This is a genomic window from Pseudomonas sp. CBZ-4, assembly GCF_000346755.1.
Classification (GTDB): Bacteria; Pseudomonadota; Gammaproteobacteria; order Pseudomonadales; family Pseudomonadaceae; genus Aquipseudomonas.
This window is the reverse complement of the sequence record NZ_ANNV01000031.1, coordinates 37,165-57,751: the sequence shown is the minus strand read 5'-3', so window position 1 is coordinate 57,751 and position 20,587 is coordinate 37,165. Positions and strand designations below refer to the sequence as shown.

Below are 20,587 nucleotides of genomic sequence, written 5' to 3'. Positions count from 1 at the left end.
CGGGGCGCATTGCGCGCCCCGTCTTGTCAGGTGATGTTGGCCGTCGCCGGCTCATCCAATCCCATGGCGTGCAGGCGGGAGTAGTAGCCCCCCATCGCCAGCAGCTCAAGGTGTGTACCGCGCTCGACAATTTCGCCGTGGTCCATGACCAGAATCAGGTCGGCTTTCTCGATCGTGGACAGGCGGTGCGCGATCACCAGGGTGGTGCGGCCCTTCATGACCTTGTCCAGCGCGGCCTGGATATGCCGTTCGGACTCGGTGTCCAGCGCCGACGTGGCTTCATCGAGGATCAGCAGCGGGGCGTTCTTCAGCAGCGCACGGGCAATCGCCAGGCGCTGGCGCTGGCCGCCGGAGAGCAGCACGCCGTTTTCACCGACTTCGGTGTCGAGGCCCTTGGGCAGCTCGGCGATGAAGTCCATGGCGTAGGCATCCCGCGCCGCTTTCTCGACGTCTTCACGCGGCGCGCTGGCCAGGTCGCCGTAGGCAATGTTGTTGGCCACGGTGTCGTTGAACAGGGTCACGTGCTGGGTCACCTGAGCCACGTGGCGGCGCAGGTTGCGCAGGCGGTAGTCCTCGATTTCCACGTCGTCGAGGAGGATCTCGCCGGTCTCGTGGTGATAGAAGCGCGGGATCAGCGCGGCGAGCGTGGACTTGCCACTGCCCGAACGCCCGACCAACGCGACCATCTGGCCTGGCGCGGCGGTGAAGCTGATGTTCTTCAGTACTTCGCGTTCGGTGCCGGGGTAGGTAAAGCTCAGGTTGCGCACGTCCAGACGGCCGCTGACCCGCTCTTTCTCGACGGTGCCGGTGTCCACTTCAGGCTCGACATCCAATTGCTCGAAGATGCTTTCGGCACCGGCGACACCCTTCTGGATCGTCGAACTGACTTCCGACAGCTGGCGGATCGGCTTGGGCAGCAGGCCCGCCGCGGTGATGTAGGCCACCAGGTCGCCAGCTGTCGCATCGCCCCGCAGGAACAGCACCAGGAACATCAGCGCCGCCATCGCGGTGTAGATCACCAGTTGCAGCATGGGCGTGTAGACCGCGCCGGTCTTGGTCATGCGCATCTGTTTTTCGGTGTTGCTCATGCTCGCCTTGGCAAAGCGCTGCTCTTCGTAGGTTTCCCCGCCGAAGCTGCGCACCACGCGATAACCCTGGATCGTCTCCGAGGCCACGTGGGTCACATCGCCCATCGCCACCTGGATTTTCTTGCTCTGCTTGCGGAATTTCTTGCTGGTGCTACCGACCATCATGGCAATGATCGGCAGGATCGCCAGCATCACCAGGGTCAGTTTCCAGTTCATCCACAGGAGGTAGCCGAACAGGAACACCACGGTCAGGCCTTCGCGGATCACGACTTTGATCGCATCCGTGGCGGCGCCGGTGACCATGGTCACGTTGAAGGTGATGCGCGAGATCAGGTGCCCGGAACTGTGGGTATCGAAATAGCGGTTGGGCAGTACCAGCAGTTTATTGAACAACTGCACCCGCAGGTCGTGGACCAGGCCCAGGGACACCTTGGCCAGGTAGTAGTTGCCCAGGAACGAGCCGAGGCCCTGCCACGCGGCGATCAGGACGATCAGCAGCGGCACGGCCATCAGCAGTTTCAGGTCCTTGAGGTACGGCACGCTGGGGAAAAACACCACGTCCGGGTTGCTCAGGCCGTCAACAAAGTATTTGAGGATCCCGGCCAGCATGGGCTGGGTGGACGCGAAAATCACGAAACCGACGATGCTCACCAGGAACATGCCGATGTAGGGTTTCACATAGCCCAGCAGCCTGAAATAGATTTTCAGGCTGGATTCCTGTTCCGCTTTGGGCGGTGCGTCACTCATTGTCGAGCTCACTGATTAGGTAGGGCGGCAACTTTATCACAAGCATCGGGTTTGGCCCGAGCCCAGACCAAAACACTGGCCAGCGCCACCGGCAGCCAGGTGATGAACCATTCGGCCCGAGGGGTACCCGTGAGGCTTGCCGCATCGAATTGCATCGCCAGGGTGGAAAACACCCACATGCCGATGATGCCTTTGCCGTAATGGGTGTCACGCACCTTCCAGGCTTGCCACAGCACGCCGAACCACACCGCGCACCACAGCAACAAGCCCGGCAGGCCCAGTTCGATGGTCACGTGGGTGAACAGGTTGTGGGAATGGTCAAAACGGTGGTTATCCCACATCAGGAAGTAATCACCGCCCAGGCCCAGGCCGGTCCATGGACGCTCGCTGATCATCTGCATCGCCGCCATGAAAATCTGTGGGCGGAACGACGCGCCACGGGACAGCATCAGCGACTGCATGGACACAAACACCACGATTGCCGCCACCGTCGCCGCGATCGCAATCAGGCTGCTGCGCCGGTCGCGGCACCACAGCGGCATCGCCACCACGCTCAGCAGCAAGGCCAGTGCGGCGCCACGGCTCTGGCTTGCCACCACGAACAGGCCGAGCAAGCCGACCGCCACCAGGCAGGCCACTTGCATCCCGCGGCCACGCGGTACCCAGTGCAACATCCACACGGCGGCCAGGCCAATGACATAGGCGCCGAGGATCGGGTGCGACAGCTGCCCCAACCCCTCGAGGCGGGCGTACCAGGCGTTGCCGTCAAGGCCATAGAACTTGATCATCGCCAGCAGCGACGACAGCGCCAGGCCAAAGCCACCCCACTGCATCAGGCGAATCACCTGCTCGGTCCGGCCTTGCACAAACACCGGGAAGAACAGCAGGAACACGCCGATATAGAGCAAGCGCTTGGCTTCACGGGAGCCATCCTCGGCATTTGTCCAGAACAGGCTGATCAAGCCCCAGACAGCCAGCAACCCCAGCGCCACGCAGACCCCGCGCTGGGCACGCCAGACCTGCTTGAGCTGCTCACGGGCAGACCAGGCAAATACCATGGCAGGCAGCCACAGGAACAGCGTCAGCCCTTGTTGATAAATCTTATTGGTCGGCGCGAAGGTGATCGCCAGTAAAAACCACAGCAACCCCAAACTCATCCATCCCCGCGCCCAACGACTTGCTTGCATCACCCGCTCCTAATACGGTCAACCTGCCAACCCGGCATGGTTAAAACCCAAAACTTTCGGCATCATTACCGATCACTGTGCCCGCGACTCCCACAAGGCTTTTCGACGATGCAATGCTCAAGGCTTCCCCAAGCCACTTTAAATACGATGATTGCCGGCGCCAAAATCCTGGAGAAGGACAGCTACGGCCCCAAAGTCTACCTTCTGGCGGACGGGAACATCCTTAAACTGTTTCGCCGCAAACGGTTTTTTTCTTCCGCATTGTTTCGCCCGTACTCCAAGCGTTTCATCGACAACGCGCTCGGGCTGCAAAAACGCGGCATCCCCACCCTTACCGTGCTCGACAGTTTCCAACTCGATGCGCCGGGCATGACGGCTGTGTTGTACCGGCCCCTTCCGGGCGAGACCTTGCGCCAGATCGCCAACAAGGAAGGCTTCGACTGGGAGCAGAACCTGGAACCACTGGTGGCGCTGATTCGTCGGCTGCACACGGCCGGGATCTACTTCCGCTCCCTGCACCTGGGCAACATCGTCGTGACGCCGGACAACCAGATGGGCCTGATCGACGTGGCCGACCTGCGCTTCCTGCGTGCGCCGCTGAGCCCGGCGCTGGTCAGGCGCAACCTGCAACACTTCGCCCGCTATATTGCACGCGAGAAGCTGAACGAGCGCTTTCCGATGCAAGCGCTTGAACACGCCTTGCTAGCGGGGTGACAGCAAGCGCCGGGCAGTGGCTGTAAAGTCCTGCCAGGCCTGCTCCGGCGCAAGGGCCTGTAGCTGAGCCTGCGCCGCCGCCTCAGGGCCCGCCGCAAACGCCTGCTCCAGCAGGTGCGTCCAGGCGTCTACATCGTCAGACGGCGCATACCAGCCCGCGTCCGCCAATTGCTCGCGAAACACCGCCAGCTCACTGGTCAATACCGGCACGCCAGCCATCACCGCTTCTTGCACAATCAGCCCCAAGCCCTCCGCCGACGAGGGTATTGCCACCCAGTCAAACGCGCGGTACAGGGTGGCCGCTTCGGCCAGGTGCCCGGGCATGAAGACCTTGTCACGCAAGCCAAGACGTTCGATCTGCGCTTCCAGATCCGCCCGCGCCGAGCCTTCGCCAACGATTACCAGGCGCGCATCGGCACGCTGCGTGATCACCCCGGCAAACGCCTCCAGCAGACACGAGAACCCCTTGCTGCCCACCAACCGGCCAACGGCGCCCAACACCGGCGCGTTGTCCAGCGCCAGACCCAGCTGGGCACGCGCCTGCTCACGCGCAAGCATTGCCGCGCGAAAGGCGCCGGGGTCGAAGGCGCTGCGCAGCACCGCCACCGGCCGCTGCAAGTCACGCTGGAGCGAATCGGCCAGGGTCTGCGACACCGCCGCCACCGTCAGCCGGGATTCGGCGAACTGTGCGAACAGCCTGCGATCCGAGCTGCGTGTACGCGTCATGCCATGGAACAGCACCACGGCACGCACCTCGGGCAGGTTCTTGAGCACGGGCAACAGCACCCGTGCCACGCCGATGCCATCGAGCAGCACAACCTTCACGTCCTCAGGCAGCGCCCGGCGGAAACGCGCCTGCATGCGCGGCATCAGCAGCTTCCAGAAGTGCCGCCCCTTGAGCTGGGCAGACGAGAGGTTCCACTCCAGCGCCCCGTCGCCGGCTTGTGCACCACCCTGGAGCAGCCAGGTATGGACGGTTGCGCCGCAATCGACACTGCCCAGCACTTGCTGATGAACCTTCTGCACGGAAGCGAATGCAGTACCACCAGCCCACATGATGTTGAGGATGCTCATTGAAAAATACGGACCTTGTGCGGACGTTCTGGAGGCGTGTTCGTGTTTCAACCGAGCAACCAGCCGGTAGCGATGCCCAGCAGCAGCACCGCGACCAACTTGATCCGCTCGCGTCGCTTGCGTCGGGCCTTGTTCAAGCGCTCGGCCGATGTCGAGACATGCAGCCCGAAGCCCGTGTGCAGCACCGCGTCGCCCTCAAGGGTCACGGCCATCAGGTTCAGTTCGGCATACCGTCGCGACAAGCCCTTCTCCCCTTCGAACCCTGCATACGGCGCGCACAAGCGGTATTCCTTGATACGTCGCAAACCGGGGTTCAGGGAAAACGCCTGCCATTCCGGCTTGTCGGAAATCAGCGGGTAACACGGCACCGCACCGATCAGCTCACGCGGCCCCAGACGGATGTAGGGGCTGTGCACCTGCAAGTCATAGACAAAGTTGCGCAGCCACACCTGGAGAATATCCGGGCGTAGCTCCAGCACCGTCTTGGAGTCCTCGACAAACCCCGGGCGGTAGAACTCCCAGTCATCTTCACAGTGGAAAATATAGGGCGTCTTCACCGAAGTGTAGGCCAGGTCGATGGATGCCAACTGCCCCAGCTTCGGGCGATTGACGAAGAAAGTGCAATGATCCTGCCAATGGGCGGGAACGGCCTGGCGCACCGCATCATCACCGGAATCCTCAGTGATGAAGACCTCGCGGATATCCGCCGTATTGAAGGCGTCGAAGCTCTCAAGCGTGCGCTTCAACAGGTCAAAGCGACCGCAGCTGGTCACAACAAGGGTGATGTCGCTCTGTTCGGAAAATCGCACGTGGGCACCAACAATAAATGGCCGCATTCAACGACCCGACGGATGTTACACGCCCAGTTTCAGGCGCAACTTTTCCAGCAGACTCAAGGGTGCGCGCGGCCGCAACGGCGGCTCCAGCGCTTCGACAATGCGCTGGCCGATCCGCGCAAAGCTGAACTGGCTGACAGCCAGGTCCTGGCCGTTACGCGCAATCTGCGCCGCCAACTGCGGGTTGGCGCGCAACTCGGCGAGCTTTTCCTGCAACTGCGGGATGTCTTTATAGAACACCACGTTGACCTTGTCTTCGAAACCCAGGGCCTGGTTTTCCGCCTCGCCCTGGTCAAACGCCAGCAGCACGCAGCCACAGGCCATGGCCTCGAAGTTCTTGATCATGTACTCGCCCATGCCCACATCGGCACTGACAAAAAAGCGAATCCGATTGAGGGTCGCGCAGTATTCCTCACCGGACTTGGTGCGCGTCACCACCAAGGGCTCGACCCGTGCCAGCTCATCGAGCAACGCCTTGCGCCCACTGTAGGCCACGCTGTTGGTGCTGCCGACAAAGGCCAGCTCGATGTCGCGCTCACGCTCCTGCGGCTGCAACAGCGCCTGGTCGTAGCCCTTGGGCACGAACACCGCGTCAAAACCTTCCTCACGCAAACGCTGGGACACCACAAAGCCCGAGCTGATCACCCGCGCCCACGGCAAGCGGCGGTAATGCGCGCTGAACTTGCCGGTGTATTTGCACGGAATGTAGTTCTGGTAGGCATCGTGTTCGAGGATCACCAGGTTGGGGATCGTGCGGATAAACCCGGCCTGGCGGATCTCCTGCTTGAAGCGCAGGAAGAACACGATGCGGTCGTACTGGGTCACATCCACTTCACGGCGGAAGTAACCGCGCAGGTTGCGCTGCTCGGCGCTGCTCAACCAGCGGGTGTCGCAGTCGCAGTGCTCGGCAATACCTTCGTAGAGACGATCAAGGATGGCGCGCTGTTCTTTCTGCACCAGAAATAAAACTTTCATGCTCTTCCTTTCACAGGTCACAAACGCCAGAACAACTCATGCCGCCGCACGGCCTTGCGGAAGAACTCGTTCTCCCCATAAGGCGAGCGCGCGCGCCCGGCCAATAAACGTTGCAACAGGCGCCGCACGCGTCGCTTGAAGGGCGCTGCCGGTTGCAGGTCATGCATCATGCCCAGCGCCATGGCCTTGTCACGCTGCCGGGCCAATGTCAGTGGCAGGCTGCACGGGTGCAGCGCCTGGGTTGCATCGAACAATGGCGGCAAGGCGATGCCGTTGCCGGCATCGCCCATGGGCCAGCGGTCGTTGTCATGCAGGTGGTTGGCGTAGCCGAGGATGGTGGTCGGCTGCCACTCCAAGCCTTGCAGGGCTTCCATGACGGCACTCTGCGCACAGATGTGGTCAGGGTGCGGGTCCAGCGCCGAGTACGGCAGCACGATGACTTCCGGGCGCGCCATCAGCAGCACCTGGCGCAGGTCGGCCAACAGGTTGTTCCAGGTTGGCAGGCCGTCGCTGTCCGCTGGCAGCGGGAAGGGGTTGAATTGGCGAAACGGGCGCACGTCCGTCAGCTCGGCTTCACGGGAGGCAAACGGCAAGTCCGGCGCGGCCTGCATCGCCTGCAATTGCAGGCAGAAATAGCCCAGCTGTACGCAATGCGCCTGGGGCACACCGGCCCACAGCGGCACGGCAATGCTGTCCCAGGCCCGCAGGCGGCCTTTGATACGCGCGGCTTCCACCGCGTCCAGGCCCATCTGCTGATAGTGTTCGGCTTCGATTTCGCCCGCCGTGAGGGTAACGATCCAGGGTTTCTCGGCCTGACTGTAGAGCCCAAAAGCGGCCAGCTCGGCATCGTCGGCGTGGGGCGCAATGACCATCATGCGCTGCTGGCGAAAGTCCGGGTGGGTCCAGGCCCACAGGCGCGGCGTGCCGAGCAGGCGGCAATGGCGACCGCGCAGGTGCAACTCGCTCAACGGCAAGCCGCTGAGGTTCAGGTAGCGCACACCGTTGACGCCACGTTCGAAGGTTTGCCGGTCGTCACCCAGCTCAATGCTCGGGTCAAGAAAGCGTCCCAGCCAGGTGCTTTTGACCTTGATCGCCAGCACCAGCGTGGTGTCTGCCTCCACGGGCTGATCCAGCACCAAGCGCCCGTTCTCCAGGAGCACACCCGCCAGCTCGGCATCCGCCGAGAAACGGTATTGATAATCTTCGTTGGGCGCATAAAACAGATGATCGGCAAACCAGGCTTCGTGGGCGACCCAGGCCAGCACCGCCAGCAGCAACGGCAACCACCAGGCCACCAGGATGCCCACCAGCACCAGCAGCAACACGCCGACCATCAGCGCCGTGCGCTTGTTACGCCGATGGCGCTTGAGCAACTGCTGCTTGCGAGTCATACGCACAATACCTGCACAGGGTTGCACCAACGGTCCTTGTACTCGCGGTCGGCACGACCGAAGGAAAACCGCAGCGGCTTGCCGACTTCACGGGCCTGTTCCCAGGCGCTTTGGGTATTGAGAAAACTCAGCACGCTGCCAGGGCTGAAGGCGCGGGTTTCAGGATCGACCCCGCCGTTGACGTACTCCACGCTGATCCACTCCGGCGACTCGACCCGGTACACCAACTGGATGGCGATGGGCGCATCGTTGAGAAAGATCACCGAGCCGATCAGCCACTCGCGCAGCAACTCGATCACCTCGGCCAGACGCTCGGCGCCCGTGGCGGTGAAGCCCCAGCGGCGCAGGAACAGGTCGCAGTAGATGGACGCCAGCTCGGCGCTGGAAAACTCGCTGACCGGCCGCCCCACGCCGCCCGCCTCTTCCAGCAAACGCAGTTCGCGGCGCTGGTTGTAGCGAAACTTCTTCGACAGCTCTTCCGGGGTACGCGCCATGGCCAACTGCTCGGCCTGGGGCTTGAGGCCGCTGAAACGGCCTTCATTGAGCGTCGACAGGTAACGCGCACGCTGGCGCAGCGGCGCCTGCGCATCGGCAGCGGCCGGCAGGATGATCTCGGCATTGCCCAGGTCGAACAGGCCCTTCTTGCCGCTGCGCTTGAGCACGTCCTTGGACAAGGCCAGGTCACGCCCCCAGGTGGCAATGCACGCCTTGAGTTCACCGGCCTGTTCCCACGCCAGGTAACGCACCGGAATCTGCGCCAGCCCGGCCAGGCGTTCGATCACGTGCGGGTGCGTCGCGACGCTGCCGCCAAAACGCTGCCAGGCCTCGCTGTAGGCAGGTGCATCGACGACGGACCAGCCACGCTCGCGCCAGCCTTGGAATCGATTGAGCATCAAGCCCTCGCGGTCAGTTCAATAACGTGTGGCAGTTGCCAGAAAGCGTCGCGCACCGCCTGGTCCGAGAACCGTGCGTGCAGGCGCTCCAGCATCATCTCGGCGCACTGGCGTTGCTGCTGTTGATCCATCGCGGCCAGGTGCCCCAGGCCTTGGGCCAGGTGCTCGGCATCGCCGAAGGGAAACAGGATGCCCACGCCTTCGACCACTTCCTTGGCCCCCCCGCAGGCGGTGGCCAGCAACGGCACGCCGGCGGCCATGGCTTCCAGCAGCACCATGCCGAAGGGTTCGTGGTCGGAGCTCAGGGCAAACACGTCAAACGCACGAAAATAGCGGCGCGCATCCGGCACCTGGCCGAGGAACAACACCTTGTCAGCGATCCCCAGCTCGCGGGCCAGTTCCTTGAGGTCCTGCTCCAGGCGGCCAGTACCGAGAATCGCCAGGCGGCTGTCGCCGGGCAACTGTGGCAAGGCCAGGGCGAAGCCCTTGAGCAGCGTGGCCTGGTCTTTGTCCGGGTGCAGGCGGCCGACGTTGCCGACCACCCATTCATCCGGCGACAGCCCGAGGGCGTCCCGCGCGTCATCCTTCGAGACTTGCAGGGCCTGCATGGCCTCGACATCGATGCGGTTGTACAAGGTCTGGATACGCGCCGCCGGCCAGTTCGGCAGGCAGCGGCGGATGTCGTCACGCACGGCGTCGGACACACCCAGCAAGCTCAAGCGCTTGCGGAAAATCGACGCAAACAGGCGGCGGCCACGGCGCTGGTAATCACCAAAGGCGTGGTGCACGCCAATCACCTGCAAGCGCGTGGCGAGCAAGGCGACGTAGATCGGCTTGGCGCGGTGCGCGATGCAGAAGCTGAAATTGCGCGAGGCGGCAATCTTGCGCATCTCGGCGATGGCGCCCAGCTTGAGGCCACGAATGGCCTTGGAGCTGAACTCCATGAACAACACTTCATCGGAGGCGCAACCGGCCGCGACCTCAGGGTCGGCGACCCCGGTGAGAAACACCGTGGTCACCTTGTAGCCCTTGCCTGTGAACAGGCTGGCGTACTGACGGGCACAATCGAGGAACGGCCCGTCATAGCCGTGGCAGAACTGCAGGACGTGGCGATCAGCCGAGCGTGTCATAAGGGTCCACGCCGTCCTTGACCACCAGGATGTCTTCCATGATCAGGTATTGCAGGTCGGAGCCAAAGAACATGTCCAGCGCGTCTTTCGGCGAGCAGATCATCGCTTCGCCACGACGGTTGAGCGAGGTGTTCAGGGACACGCCGTTGCCGGTCAGCACTTCCAGCTCTTTCATCATGTCGTAGTAGCGCGGGTTGTATTCGCGCTTGAGCACCTGGGCGCGGGAGGTGCCATCTTCATGGACCACTTCCGGCACGCGGGTCTTCCACTCTTCCGACACTTCAAAGGTGAAGGTCATGAACGGCGCCGGGTGATCGACCTTGATCATCTGCGGGGCCACGGTGTCGAGCATCGACGGGCAGAAAGGCCTCCAGCGCTCGCGGAACTTGATCTGGTGGTTGATACGGTCAGCCACGCCGGTGGCACTAGGGCAACCGATGATCGAACGACCGCCCAAGGCACGCGGGCCAAACTCCATGCGGCCCTGGAACCAGGCCACCGGGTTGCCGTCGACCATGATCTTGGCGATGCGCTGAGGCATGTTCTCGATCTTGCGCCATACCGGCTTGCTCTCGTGCTTGGCGCACGCGGCAATCACTTCTTCGTTGCTGTAGGACGGGCCGAGGTAGACGTGTTCCATCTTCTCCACCGGTACACCACGGGCGTGGGACACGTAGGCCGCTGCACCCACCGCAGTACCGGCATCGCCGGACGCCGGCTGCACGAACAGCTCTTTCACGTCGTCGCGGGCAATGATCTTCTGGTTCAGCTTCACGTTCAGCGCGCAACCGCCGGCGAAGGCCAGCTTGCCGGTGTCCTTGAGGATGTCGCCCAGGTAGTGGTCGATCATCTGCAAGGCCAGCTTCTCGAACAGCGCTTGCATGCTGGCGGCGTAGTGGATGTACGGCTCGTCGGCGATGTCGCCTTCGCGCTTGGGACCCAGCCACTCGATCAGTTTTGGCGAGAAGTAGAAGCCTTTGCCCTTCTCTTTGTAGCGACGCAGGCCGATGACGTTGGCGTAGTCGGTGTTGATCACCAACTCGCCGTTCTCAAAAGAGGCCAGGCGCGAGAAATCGTATTTGCTGGCGTCGCCGTACGGCGCCATGCCCATGACCTTGAACTCACCGTCGAGCATCTCGAAACCGAGGAACTCGGTGATTGCGCCGTACAGGCCGCCGAGGGAGTCTGGATCGTAGAATTCCTTGATCTTGTGGATCTTGCCGTTCTCGCCGTAGCCGAAGAACGTGGTGGCGTACTCACCTTTACCGTCGATGCCGAGGATCGCGGTTTTCTCCTGGAAGCCGGAGCAGTGGTAGGCGCTGGAAGCGTGGGCCAGGTGGTGTTCAACCGGTTCGATCTTGATTTTCTTCGGATCGAAGCCCAACTGCTCCAGGCACCAGACGATCTTGTTGCGATAGCGCTTGTAGCGACGGTTGCCCATCAGGATCGCGTCAAGGGCGCGGTCCGGGGCGTACCAGTAACGCTTGGCGTAGTGCCAGCGCGCCTCGCCGAACAGGCTGATCGGGGCGAATGGGATCGCCACTACGTCAACATCGGAAGGCTTGATGCCGGCTTGTTCCAGGCAGAACTTCGCCGATTCGTAGGGCATGCGGTTCTTTGCATGTTTGTCGCGTACGAAGCGCTCTTCTTCGGCGGCCGCAATCAGCTTGCCATCGATATACAAGGCTGCGGAAGGATCATGGCTAAGGGCGCCGGACAGGCCAAGAATCGTCAATGCCACAGGGGTCTAGCCTCTTTTAGTCTGCATGCAAGCGGGTTACGCCGCGAAAAAGTGTGCTTCCCGCCTGGGCAGGAAACAGCTAAAGGGCGGGATTATAGCTTAAAAGCAGTGGGGAGCTGTTAACGGCACGTTGATCGCTGCAAACAGGGGGAATGGGTCTAAAGTCAGGTCGGACGGTTCTAAAGTCGCAGCCGGAGGATTCGTTAAACAGTGACAGAATCGCTAGAATCCCGCGTTTGCCGCACCTTACCTGGTTATCTGATGAAAATTGTGGGTCCCGTTCACTTCACCTTTATGGCCGGCATGCTCGGTTTTTGCAGCGCGGCAATGGGCGACGATTCGCCGCTGGTGCTCGATCCCAGCGTCGTCACCGGCTCGCGTAGTGCCAGCCCGACGTTTGACCTGCCGTACTCGGTGGACGCCATCAGCCGCGAGCAGATCAGCGATGGCCAGCTCGGTATCAATGCTTCCGAAGTGCTGTCCCGCGTCCCCGGCCTGGTGGTGCAGAACCGCCAGAACTATGCCCAGGACCTGCAAATCTCGTCCCGTGGCTTCGGCGCCCGCTCGGCGTTTGGCGTGCGCGGCCTCAAGCTGATCGCCGACGGCATCCCCGCCAGCACCCCGGACGGCCAGGGCCAGGCGGCCACGTTCAACCTCGACACCGCCGAGCGCATCGAAGTGCTGCGCGGCCCGGCGGCCACCCTGTACGGCAGCAATGCCGGCGGCGTGATCCAGATGTTCTCCCGCGACGGCGAAGGCCCGCCGCGCATCGGCGCCGAGACCCTGGTGGGCAGCGACGGCATGAGCAAGAACCACCTGACCGCCGAAGGCGCCGCCAACGGCGCGGGTTTCGTGCTCGACGCCTCGCGCATGGACACCGACGGCTACCGCGACCACAGCAGCGCACGGCGCGACCAGACGTTTGCCAAGCTCAACTTCCAGCCGGATGACGACAGCAAGCTGGCGCTGATCTACAGCAGCCTGGAGCAGAACGGGACGCAGGATCCGTTGGGGCAGACGTGGGAGGCGTACAAGGCAGATCCGCGTTCGGTGGCGGCCGGGGCGCTGACGTACAACACGCGTAAAAGCATTGATCATCAGCAATTGGGGATGAATTACGAGCGGTACATCGGCGATGCGACCTTGCAGGTGAATGCGTATACGGGGCGGCGGAGTGTGATTCAGTACCTGTCGATCCCCAAAGGCACACCAGCCAACGAGCGCGGCGGTGGCGTCGTGCAATTCGACCGCAAGTTCTACGGCGGCAGCGTGCGCTGGATGCAGCCCATCGAGAGTGCACCGGGCGAGCTGATGATCATCACCGGCCTGGACTTCGATCAAAGCGAAGACAGCCGGCATGGCTATCAGAACTACAGCGGCACGACCCTCGGTGTAAAAGGCCAGCTACGTCGTGATGAAATCGACACCGCGCGTAGCCTTGATCCCTATATTCAAGCCAACTGGGCCTTGGGCAACTGGACCCTGCAAGCCGGCGTGCGCCATAGCACCATGGAGCTGGACGTTGACGATCAGTACCTGAGTAACGGTGACGCCAGCGGCAACAAGACCTATCAGAAAAACACCCCGTCGATGAGCGTGATGTACGCTTTCACGCCGCAGTTGCACGGCTACGTCAGCGCAGGCAAAGGCTTTGAAACGCCTACCCAGGCTGAATTGGCCTACGCGCCGGGGAATGTCGAAGGCTTCAACTTCGGCCTTAAACCGTCTGAAAGCACTCAATATGAAATGGGCCTGAAGGCGCAGCTGAACAACACACGGATCAACGCGGCGGTATTCCAGATCACCACAGAAGATGAGCTGGTGGTCAGCCAATCGCTCCAGGGTCGCACCAGCTACCAAAACGTTGGCCGCACCCTGCGCCGCGGCTTCGAACTGGGCATCGAAAGCCAACTCAGCGAACAGTGGAGCACCAACCTCGCCTACACCCGCCTGCAAGCCACCTACGACAGTGACTTCAGCAACAGCGGAAAGGCTATCGAGAAGGGCAACTACCTCCCCGGCGTGCCGCAAACCACCCTGTTCGCCGAACTCAACTGGAAGCCCCGCGACTGGGTCAGCACCGCGATCGAAGGCATGTACCGCAGCAAGGTCTACGTCGAAGACACCAACAGCCAGCGCGCCGCGCCGGCCTACAGCGTCTTCAACTGGCGCGCGCGCTTCGAACAGAAGGTCGAGCACTGGACCTTCCACCAGACCCTGCGCCTGGACAACCTGCTGGACCGCCAGTACGTCGGCTCGGTGATCGTCGGCGACAGCAACAACCGCTACTACGAAGCCGCCCCCGGCCGCTCGTGGTACGCCGGTGCCGGTGCCGAATACACATTCTAAAATCACCACAAATCAAATGTGGGAGCTGGCTTGCCTGCGATAGCGGTGTATCAGGCGCTGATGTGCACACCGATCTGCCGCCTTCGCGGGCAAGCCCGCTCCCACATTTGGATCTGCATACATCAGGAACTGGCGGCAGGACGCAGGTTTGGCTTATGTGGGAGCTGGCTTGCCTGCGATAGCGGTATATCAGGCGCTGATGTGCAAGCTGACACGCCGCTATCGCGGGCAAGCCCGCTCCCACATTTGGATCTGCATACATCAGGAACTGGCGGCAGGACGCAGGTTTGGCTTGTGTGGGAGCTGGCTTGCCTGCGATAGCGGTGTATCAGGCGCTGATGTGCACACCGATCTGCCGCCTTCGCGGGCAAGCCCGCTCCCACATTTGGATCTGCATACATCAGGAACTGGCGGCAGGACGCAGGTTTGGCTTGTGTGGGAGCTGGCTTGCCTGCGATAGCGGTGTATCAGGCGCTGATGTGCACACCGATCTGCCGCCTTCGCGGGCAAGCCCGCTCCCACATTGATCTGTTCCTACATTTCGACCGCGGTCAGACTTGCGCTGGCAAGCGCTGATCGATGAGCTTGTACAACGCCGAGTCCTGCGCCCAATTACGCATAAACCGCGCACGATCCTTGGCGTACGCCTGAGCGAAGCTGGCGTCGCTGCTGTGTTGGCGCATGGCATCCAGGTCGATCAGCGACCAGCGGTCCGTGTCCCAGAACAGGTTGTGCCCCTTGAAGTCGCCATGGCTGATGCGCTCGCGGATCAGCTCGGCGAACAGGTGGTCGAGGGCCAGCAGTTCGTTTTCCGGCGCATCGCCCTGTTCAACGTAAGGCGCAAAACGCTCGATGATGTCCGGCCCTGCCAGGTGCTCGGTGATCAGGTAGGCCCGGCTGCGCAGCCAGAAAAAACGCTTTTCCAGCACCGCCAGCGGCTTGGGGGTGGCGATGCCGAGGAATGCCAGGCGATTGCCTTCGCGCCAGGAATGCCAGGCCCGGCTCGGGCGCCAGAAGCGCTTGAGCCAGTGGGCGAAGCCCTTGATGTTGTAGCGCTTGATCACCAGCGGGCGGCCTGCCACGTCGACCTTGGCCACCGTGGCCGCGCCGCCCGTCTTGAACAGATGACCCTGGTCGAGCAAGGCATCGGCCTGCGCCAGTACCGGCAGCATCGCCGCTTCTTCGTCGCGGCGGATCGCACGCAAGGCAAACGGCCCGCGCAACACGCTGAACAGCGTGCACTCGCGGCCAACCTTGCTCAAGAAGTCCTTCAATCGCCACGCACTGACCTTGCGCACCTGTTTTTCCAGGGCCTCCAGCGGCAAGGCGTGTTCGCCGTTGCTCAGCAGGTAGTACACCAGCAACTCCTCGGTGAACGGTGCGAGGTTTTTCGGCAACTGGGCGAAAAACACCCCGAGGTTCTCCAGCACGCGGCTGCGTGACAGCGGCTTGCCCGCCTCCTCGACGCGAATCCCCGCGCCGTCGATCAAATACAGCTTGCCGTCCCGGCGCAGCAGGTTGTCCAGGTGCAGGTCTTCCTGCCACAAGCCCTTGGCGTGCATCTGCGCGATCGCGCCCAGCGCTTCGGCGAGCACGGCGGTTTGTTCGTCGGCCAGCGGCGGCAAACCTTCGACGGCGTGCCAGGCATCCGCCAGGCTTTGCGCACCGTCAATAAAGTCGAACAGCAGCCAGCCGCCCTCACCATCCTGCAAGCCATCGGCCAGCAGTTGCGGCGTGGTCAGGCCCTGTTCGGCCAGCAGGCGCACGCCGCTCAGTTCACGCTGAAAATGCCGCGCCGCCTTGCTGCCCACCAACAACTTGGCCAGCACCGGGCGCCCGCGCCATACCGCTGCGCCGACATAACGCTCACCCGGCAACACGCGCAACAGGCTGAGCAGTTGCAATTGGCCAGGACCCGCCGCATCGGCCAACTCGATCGTCAGTGGCAACGTGGGAGTACGGCCGGCAGTTTTCAGCTCGGACAAACGCATCAACGGTTTTCCTTGTGGCTACGACGGGCGCTCAGGCGCTGGTACCACGTGGCGACCAGCGCGCTGTCCTCGGGTTGATCCAGGTACGCCGCCAACAGTTGGCGCACCTGCGCATCAGACCATTGTGGTGCGCGGCGCAACAACGGTTCCAAATCCTTGACCCGATCACGCCAGCCGAACAGCAGCGGGCGGGTTTTCTCCAGGTCGATCAACTGCGCGGCATAACCGTCGCCGGTAGCCTGCAGGAAAATATGCTTGGGATAAAAACAGCCGTGCACCTGGCCGACGCTGTGCAGATGACGCGCCAGTTGCCCGCACGCCAGCAGGATCGCGCCGTGCTGGGCATCGCTCAGTTGTGGCCACTCGTCGAGCAGTGAATCCAGGTCATTCCAGCCGTCGAGGGCGCGGGTCAGCAGCATCGCGCGGTGCTCACCGGCCACCTTGCGCTCGCCGTAGAACGCCGCCTGCAGCGCCGGGATACCGAGCTTGCGGTAGCGGCTGATATTGCGGAATTCGCGGGAGAAACTCGGCTCGCCAAACGGCCGGTGCAGGCTGCGCGTCAGGTAGTTGCTCTGGCGCTTGAGGTAGTAGCCGTGGCCGTCGAGCTCCAGGCGAAACACGCTGCTCCAGCCGCCACGGCTGGTGTTCGGCTCGTCCACCGCGTCCAGCTGCTTGGCCCACAGCGCGTCAAACGTGGCCAGGCCGTGGCGCTCCAGCAGCGCACGGTCCTCGACCGCCAGGAAGTCAGTCATTCGCGCCCCTCAAAAAACTTCACCACGTGGCGAATCCGCTGTTTGTCCGACGCGCTCAGGTGCCGGCGCTGACGGTATTGCATGTAGAAACGCAGGCGCTGGGTGGCCGACAGGTGATACTTGGCCACCTTGTCCAGGCAGGCCAGATCCTTGGTGATGCGGTACTTGAGCCAGAACCCGCGCCAGAAAGCGCCGTTGGGGCAGTCGATCAGGTACAGGGTCTGCTGGTCGTCGATCAGCAGGTTGCGCCACTTCAAGTCGTTATGGGTGAAGTTGTGGTCATGCATGGTGCGCGTGTATTCGGCGAGCTGGCGGCTGACCGCATCGACCCATTTGGGATCGTGCAGGCGCGCGTCGTCGCGGTCGGCGAGCACCGACAGGTCTTCGGTGCGTGGCAACTCACGGGTGATCATCGCGCCACGGTCATACGCCAGGCCTTTGCGCTCCAGCCCCCAGGCAACCACGTCGGCGGTGGGAATGCCCCACTTGGCGAAGCGCTTGAGGTTCTGCCATTCGGACTTGACCCGTGGCTTGCCCAGGTAACGGCGCAAGCCCTTGCCGGCGCCGGTGTAGCGCTTGACGTAGTAATTGACCCCGCCGCGCTCGACGCGGATCACTTCCGACAGCGGGTCGTGGGTCAACTGCTCGCCTTGCAGCGCGAACACCGCCTCAAGGCTGCCAAAATCTTCCGCGAGGTTGGCGTAGGCCGGTTCCAGGTTCCAACCCGCCATCAGATCGCATCCCCGTATCGTTGCTTGCGTGCGTAGAGCTTGTCGGCCTTGCGCTGCATCAGGCTCAGGGACGCCGATTGCTCGGCGAGGATCTGGCGCAGCGGCTGGCGGAAGTAGCCCTTGAGGAACCGCAGCTTGTCGCGCCGGGTCAGGCCGATGTCCAGCGCCGAGTAGTACAGCGCGGACAGGTCCTTGTCGCGCCAGCGCAGCGGCAGATGGTGACGCAATTGGGCGCGGTGCAGGTCGATTACCGACAGCTTGATGTTTTTCGCATCGATGGGCTGCGCAGTGTCCAGCAGGAAGTGGCACAGGTAGCAGTCGCGATGGTTCACGCCGCCACGGTGCATATCGCCGACCATGCGCGCCAGCTCGGCGGTGAGTGCATGGCGCAATGCCGGCGCCGGCGGTTCGGCGACCCAGTTGATGGTCAGGTCTTCGAGGCTGACGGTGGGCGCCAGCTCTTCGGTGATGATGAACGAGTGCTGGTCCGCCGGATTGCTGCCCTTTTCGCCAAACGCCACACCGGTCATGGTCGGCACGCCGAGGGCTTGCAGGCGATGGATCGCCGCCCACTCCAGGCCCGCGCCGAGTACCGGCAGCTTGGCGGTGATCAGGTTCTTGAAGATCTCGCCCCAGCCGATGCCACGGTGGATCTTCACGAAATACGGACGGCCTTCGACGACGGTGCGCAATGTGCGCCGCGCCGCCAGCTCACGGAATACTTCGCCTTGCAGTTTCTCGACTTCAGCGAAGGCATCACGCCCGGCCCATAACGTCTTGAACGGTTCGGCAAGAATCAACTTCATCGTTTCGGCTCCGCCAGAATCACATCCGCAGCGTGCTGCGGCATGCTGTAGAGGTCGGCCGTCTCGGCGAAGGCCAACCCATTGCGGCCCCAGGCCGCGCGCTGTGCAGTGTCGCTGAGCATTTGCGCCAGGTACCTGTTGAGCTGCGTTTGTTCGAACGGCTCATCCAGCACTTTGCCGCAGTCGGCCTCAGCGATGTAGTGGGCATAACCACACACCGCCGAGACCAGCACCGGCAACCCGGCCACCAGGGCTTCGAGCAACACGGTGCCGGTGTTTTCGTTGTACGCCGGGTGGATCAACAGGTCGGCGCCCAGCAGGAAGCGCGGGATGTCGCTGCGGCCCTTGAGGAACTGCACGTTGTCCCCCAAGCCCAGCGTGGCGCTTTGCAGTTGGAATACCTTGGGGTCGTCCTGGCCGATTACAAACAGGCGCGTGCGTTTTTTCAGCTCCGCCGGCAGCGCGGCCACGGCCTTGAGGCTGCGGTCGACGCCCTTGGTCTTGAAGCCGGAGCCGATCTGCACCAGTAGCAGGTCGTCGTCACCGAGGTTGAACTCCTTGCGGAAACCCTCGCGGATCTCAGCCGCATTCGGCGGCGCGCGACGGTCCTGGGCGATGCCCGGCGGCAGCAGGTGGAAGCGTTCCAGCGGCGTGTCGTAATGCTTGATGAACAGCGGCTGCTGCACTTCGGAAATCATCAGGACTTCAGTCTTGGCGTCCCTGGCAAACACCGCGCGCTCGTACTCGGCGAAGTGCTTGTAGCGGCCAAAGTAGCGGTACAGCGAATGGCGCAGGTTTTGTGCCTTGTCTTCAAAGCAGCCGTCGGCGGCGTAGTACACGTCCAGGCCGGGCATTTTGTTGAAGCCGATCAGGCGATCCACCGGGCGCTTGGCCAGGTCGGCGGCCATCCAGGCGCTGAGCTTTTCGTTGCGCCGATGGTTGAAGAACGCCTTGACCGGCGCCACCAGCACTTCGAAGCCGGGCGGGATGTCGCCTTCCCAGATCAGCGTGTACACGCGGATCTGATGGCCGCGCTGCTGGCACTCCAGGGCGATGCGCATGAAGTCGCGCTGCAAGCCACCGAAGGGGAAGTATTTGTACAAAACGAAAGCCAGTTGCATCAGTGCAGCTCCTCAGCCAATAACAACGTGCTCAGTCGGCTGGCCACACGCTCAGGGTTCAGGCGCGTGAAGCACAGAGGCGACTCGCGCTTGAGGTCGAACCGACGCAGGTCGTCGGCCGTCGGTTGATAGGTACAGTGCTTTTGCAGGCAGGGCGCGCAGGGGAAGTCGCTGCCCAGGTGAATCTGACCCTTGCCATAAGCGCCGGTCAGTCCCGGGTTGGTGGGGCCGAACAGGGAAATGGTCGGCACGTCCAGCGCGGCGGCCAGGTGACCGAGGCCGGTGTCCACCGCCACACAGGCGCGGGCGCCAGCCAGCACGCGGGCGACGCCGGCCAGGTTCAGCTTGGGCAGCACTTCGGCGTTCGCCAGGCCGTGGGCCAGGCGGTCGGCGCGGGCTTTTTCGGCGGCGTTGCCCCATGGCAGTTTCACGTCCACCCCCAAGCGCCCCATGCGTTCGGCCAGCTCGCGCCAGTAGGCTTCGGGCCAGTGCTTGGTGTCCCAGGTGGTGCCGTGCAGCAGCAGGACGAAGGGTTTTTTCGGCGGCAGGCCGAGCAGTTTTTCGACGCTCAGGCCGTAGTCACCCAAGCCCTTGGGCAGGTCATAACCGAGGGCCACGGCAAACAGTTGGCGCAGGCGCTCCACCGCGTGTTGGCCACGGGCCACGGCCAGGCGTCGGGAGTAGAAGCGTGCGGCCATCGGCTCGCGGGCCGAGTTCTTGTCGAAACCGGCGACGGGCGCACGCACGTAGCGGGTCAGCCAGGCGCTTTTCAGCAGGCCTTGGGCGTCGATCACCAGGTCGTACTTGGTCGCCTGGACACGCTGCTTGAAGCGCCGCCATTCGCCACTCTTGATGGTCTGCCAGATGTTTTTGCGCCAGCGGCGAATCGCCACCGGGATCACCTTGTCGACCGCCGGGTGCCAGGTGGGAATCTCGGCGAAGCCTTCTTCCACCACCCAGTCGAACTGAATGCCCGGGATCGCCCGCGCAGCGTCGGTGAGTGCCGGCAAGGCGTGGATCACGTCGCCCAGGGATGAGGTCTTGATTACCAGGACGCGCAA

General features: G+C 62.9%; 17 protein-coding genes. 2 read left to right on the top strand and 15 right to left on the bottom strand.

All coding sequences use genetic code 11. The annotated features are described in order from the left end of the window. Positions 1-26: 26 nt before the first annotated feature. Positions 27-1,835 carry a lipid A export permease/ATP-binding protein MsbA gene (gene msbA / locus B348_RS0104260; protein ID WP_017734920.1) on the bottom strand — a complete coding sequence of 603 codons (1,809 nt, stop codon included), beginning with the start codon at positions 1,833-1,835 and terminating at the stop codon, positions 27-29. Positions 1,836-1,843: 8 nt separating this feature from the next. Continuing rightward, complete coding sequence (locus B348_RS0104255) at positions 1,844-3,022, bottom strand: O-antigen ligase (RefSeq protein WP_026136548.1); 1,179 nt, start codon at positions 3,020-3,022, stop codon at positions 1,844-1,846. Positions 3,023-3,169: 147 nt separating this feature from the next. Here B348_RS0104255 and B348_RS0104250 point away from each other — a divergent pair, with 147 nt between their 5' ends. Then, positions 3,170-3,736, top strand: a complete 567-nt coding sequence (locus tag B348_RS0104250) for a hypothetical protein (protein ID WP_017734918.1) — start codon at positions 3,170-3,172, stop codon at positions 3,734-3,736. Here B348_RS0104250 and B348_RS0104245 read toward each other — a convergent pair. The 7 genes from B348_RS0104245 to B348_RS0104215 are packed head-to-tail and all read right to left on the bottom strand — an operon-like array spanning position 3,725 to position 11,776. Continuing rightward, positions 3,725-4,810, bottom strand: a complete 1,086-nt coding sequence (locus B348_RS0104245; RefSeq protein WP_017734917.1) for a glycosyltransferase — start codon at positions 4,808-4,810, stop codon at positions 3,725-3,727. The two genes, B348_RS0104250 and B348_RS0104245, sit on opposite strands and share 12 nt — an antisense overlap. 47 nt (positions 4,811-4,857) lie before the next feature. Beyond that, positions 4,858-5,619, bottom strand: a complete 762-nt coding sequence (locus tag B348_RS0104240) for a glycosyltransferase family 2 protein (protein WP_026136547.1) — start codon at positions 5,617-5,619, stop codon at positions 4,858-4,860. Between the two features lie 45 nt (positions 5,620-5,664). Beyond that, complete coding sequence (locus B348_RS0104235; protein WP_017734915.1) at positions 5,665-6,621, bottom strand: glycosyltransferase; 957 nt, start codon at positions 6,619-6,621, stop codon at positions 5,665-5,667. A gap of 17 nt (positions 6,622-6,638) precedes the next feature. Beyond that, a complete protein-coding gene (locus tag B348_RS0104230) occupies positions 6,639-8,012 on the bottom strand; it encodes a PIG-L deacetylase family protein (RefSeq protein WP_017734914.1) in 1,374 nt (457 codons plus the stop codon). Further along, positions 8,009-8,905: an antimicrobial resistance protein Mig-14 gene (locus tag B348_RS0104225; RefSeq protein ID WP_017734913.1), complete on the bottom strand. Its 897-nt coding sequence runs from the start codon at positions 8,903-8,905 to the stop codon at positions 8,009-8,011. Before B348_RS0104225 ends, B348_RS0104230 begins: the two co-directional genes overlap by 4 nt. Beyond that, positions 8,905-10,035, bottom strand: coding sequence for a glycosyltransferase (locus B348_RS0104220; RefSeq protein ID WP_026136546.1), 1,131 nt, complete (start codon positions 10,033-10,035; stop codon positions 8,905-8,907). Before B348_RS0104220 ends, B348_RS0104225 begins: the two co-directional genes overlap by 1 nt. Further along, positions 10,019-11,776: a carbamoyltransferase gene (locus B348_RS0104215; RefSeq protein WP_026136545.1), complete on the bottom strand. Its 1,758-nt coding sequence runs from the start codon at positions 11,774-11,776 to the stop codon at positions 10,019-10,021. The genes B348_RS0104220 and B348_RS0104215 overlap by 17 nt, the downstream gene beginning before the upstream one ends. 294 nt (positions 11,777-12,070) lie before the next feature. Here B348_RS0104215 and B348_RS0104210 point away from each other — a divergent pair, with 294 nt between their 5' ends. After that, the gene (locus tag B348_RS0104210) at positions 12,071-14,125 is read left to right on the top strand and encodes a TonB-dependent receptor (protein ID WP_085986517.1); all 2,055 of its coding nucleotides are present in this window, start codon (positions 12,071-12,073) and stop codon (positions 14,123-14,125) included. 551 nt (positions 14,126-14,676) lie between these two features. Here the strand turns inward: B348_RS0104210 and B348_RS0104205 are convergent. From B348_RS0104205 to waaC, 6 genes are read right to left on the bottom strand one after another with little or no spacing between them, the layout of a single operon-like run. After that, positions 14,677-16,116 (bottom strand): lipopolysaccharide kinase InaA family protein, encoded by a 1,440-nt coding sequence (locus B348_RS0104205; protein ID WP_017734909.1) that lies wholly within the window; start codon positions 16,114-16,116, stop codon positions 14,677-14,679. Next, positions 16,116-16,868 (bottom strand): lipopolysaccharide kinase InaA family protein, encoded by a 753-nt coding sequence (locus B348_RS0104200; protein WP_017734908.1) that lies wholly within the window; start codon positions 16,866-16,868, stop codon positions 16,116-16,118. The genes B348_RS0104205 and B348_RS0104200 overlap by 1 nt, the downstream gene beginning before the upstream one ends. Continuing rightward, the gene (locus B348_RS0104195; RefSeq protein ID WP_017734907.1) at positions 16,865-17,599 is read right to left on the bottom strand and encodes a lipopolysaccharide kinase InaA family protein; all 735 of its coding nucleotides are present in this window, start codon (positions 17,597-17,599) and stop codon (positions 16,865-16,867) included. The genes B348_RS0104200 and B348_RS0104195 overlap by 4 nt, the downstream gene beginning before the upstream one ends. Then, on the bottom strand, positions 17,599-18,405 hold the full coding sequence (gene rfaP / locus B348_RS0104190; protein ID WP_017734906.1) for a lipopolysaccharide core heptose(I) kinase RfaP: 807 nt from the start codon (positions 18,403-18,405) through the stop codon (positions 17,599-17,601). The genes B348_RS0104195 and rfaP overlap by 1 nt, the downstream gene beginning before the upstream one ends. Beyond that, entirely contained in the window at positions 18,402-19,526 is a 1,125-nt protein-coding gene (locus tag B348_RS0104185; RefSeq protein ID WP_017734905.1) for a glycosyltransferase family 4 protein, read from the bottom strand. Before B348_RS0104185 ends, rfaP begins: the two co-directional genes overlap by 4 nt. After that, the gene (waaC, locus tag B348_RS0104180; protein WP_017734904.1) at positions 19,526-20,587 is read right to left on the bottom strand and encodes a lipopolysaccharide heptosyltransferase I; all 1,062 of its coding nucleotides are present in this window, start codon (positions 20,585-20,587) and stop codon (positions 19,526-19,528) included. The genes B348_RS0104185 and waaC overlap by 1 nt, the downstream gene beginning before the upstream one ends.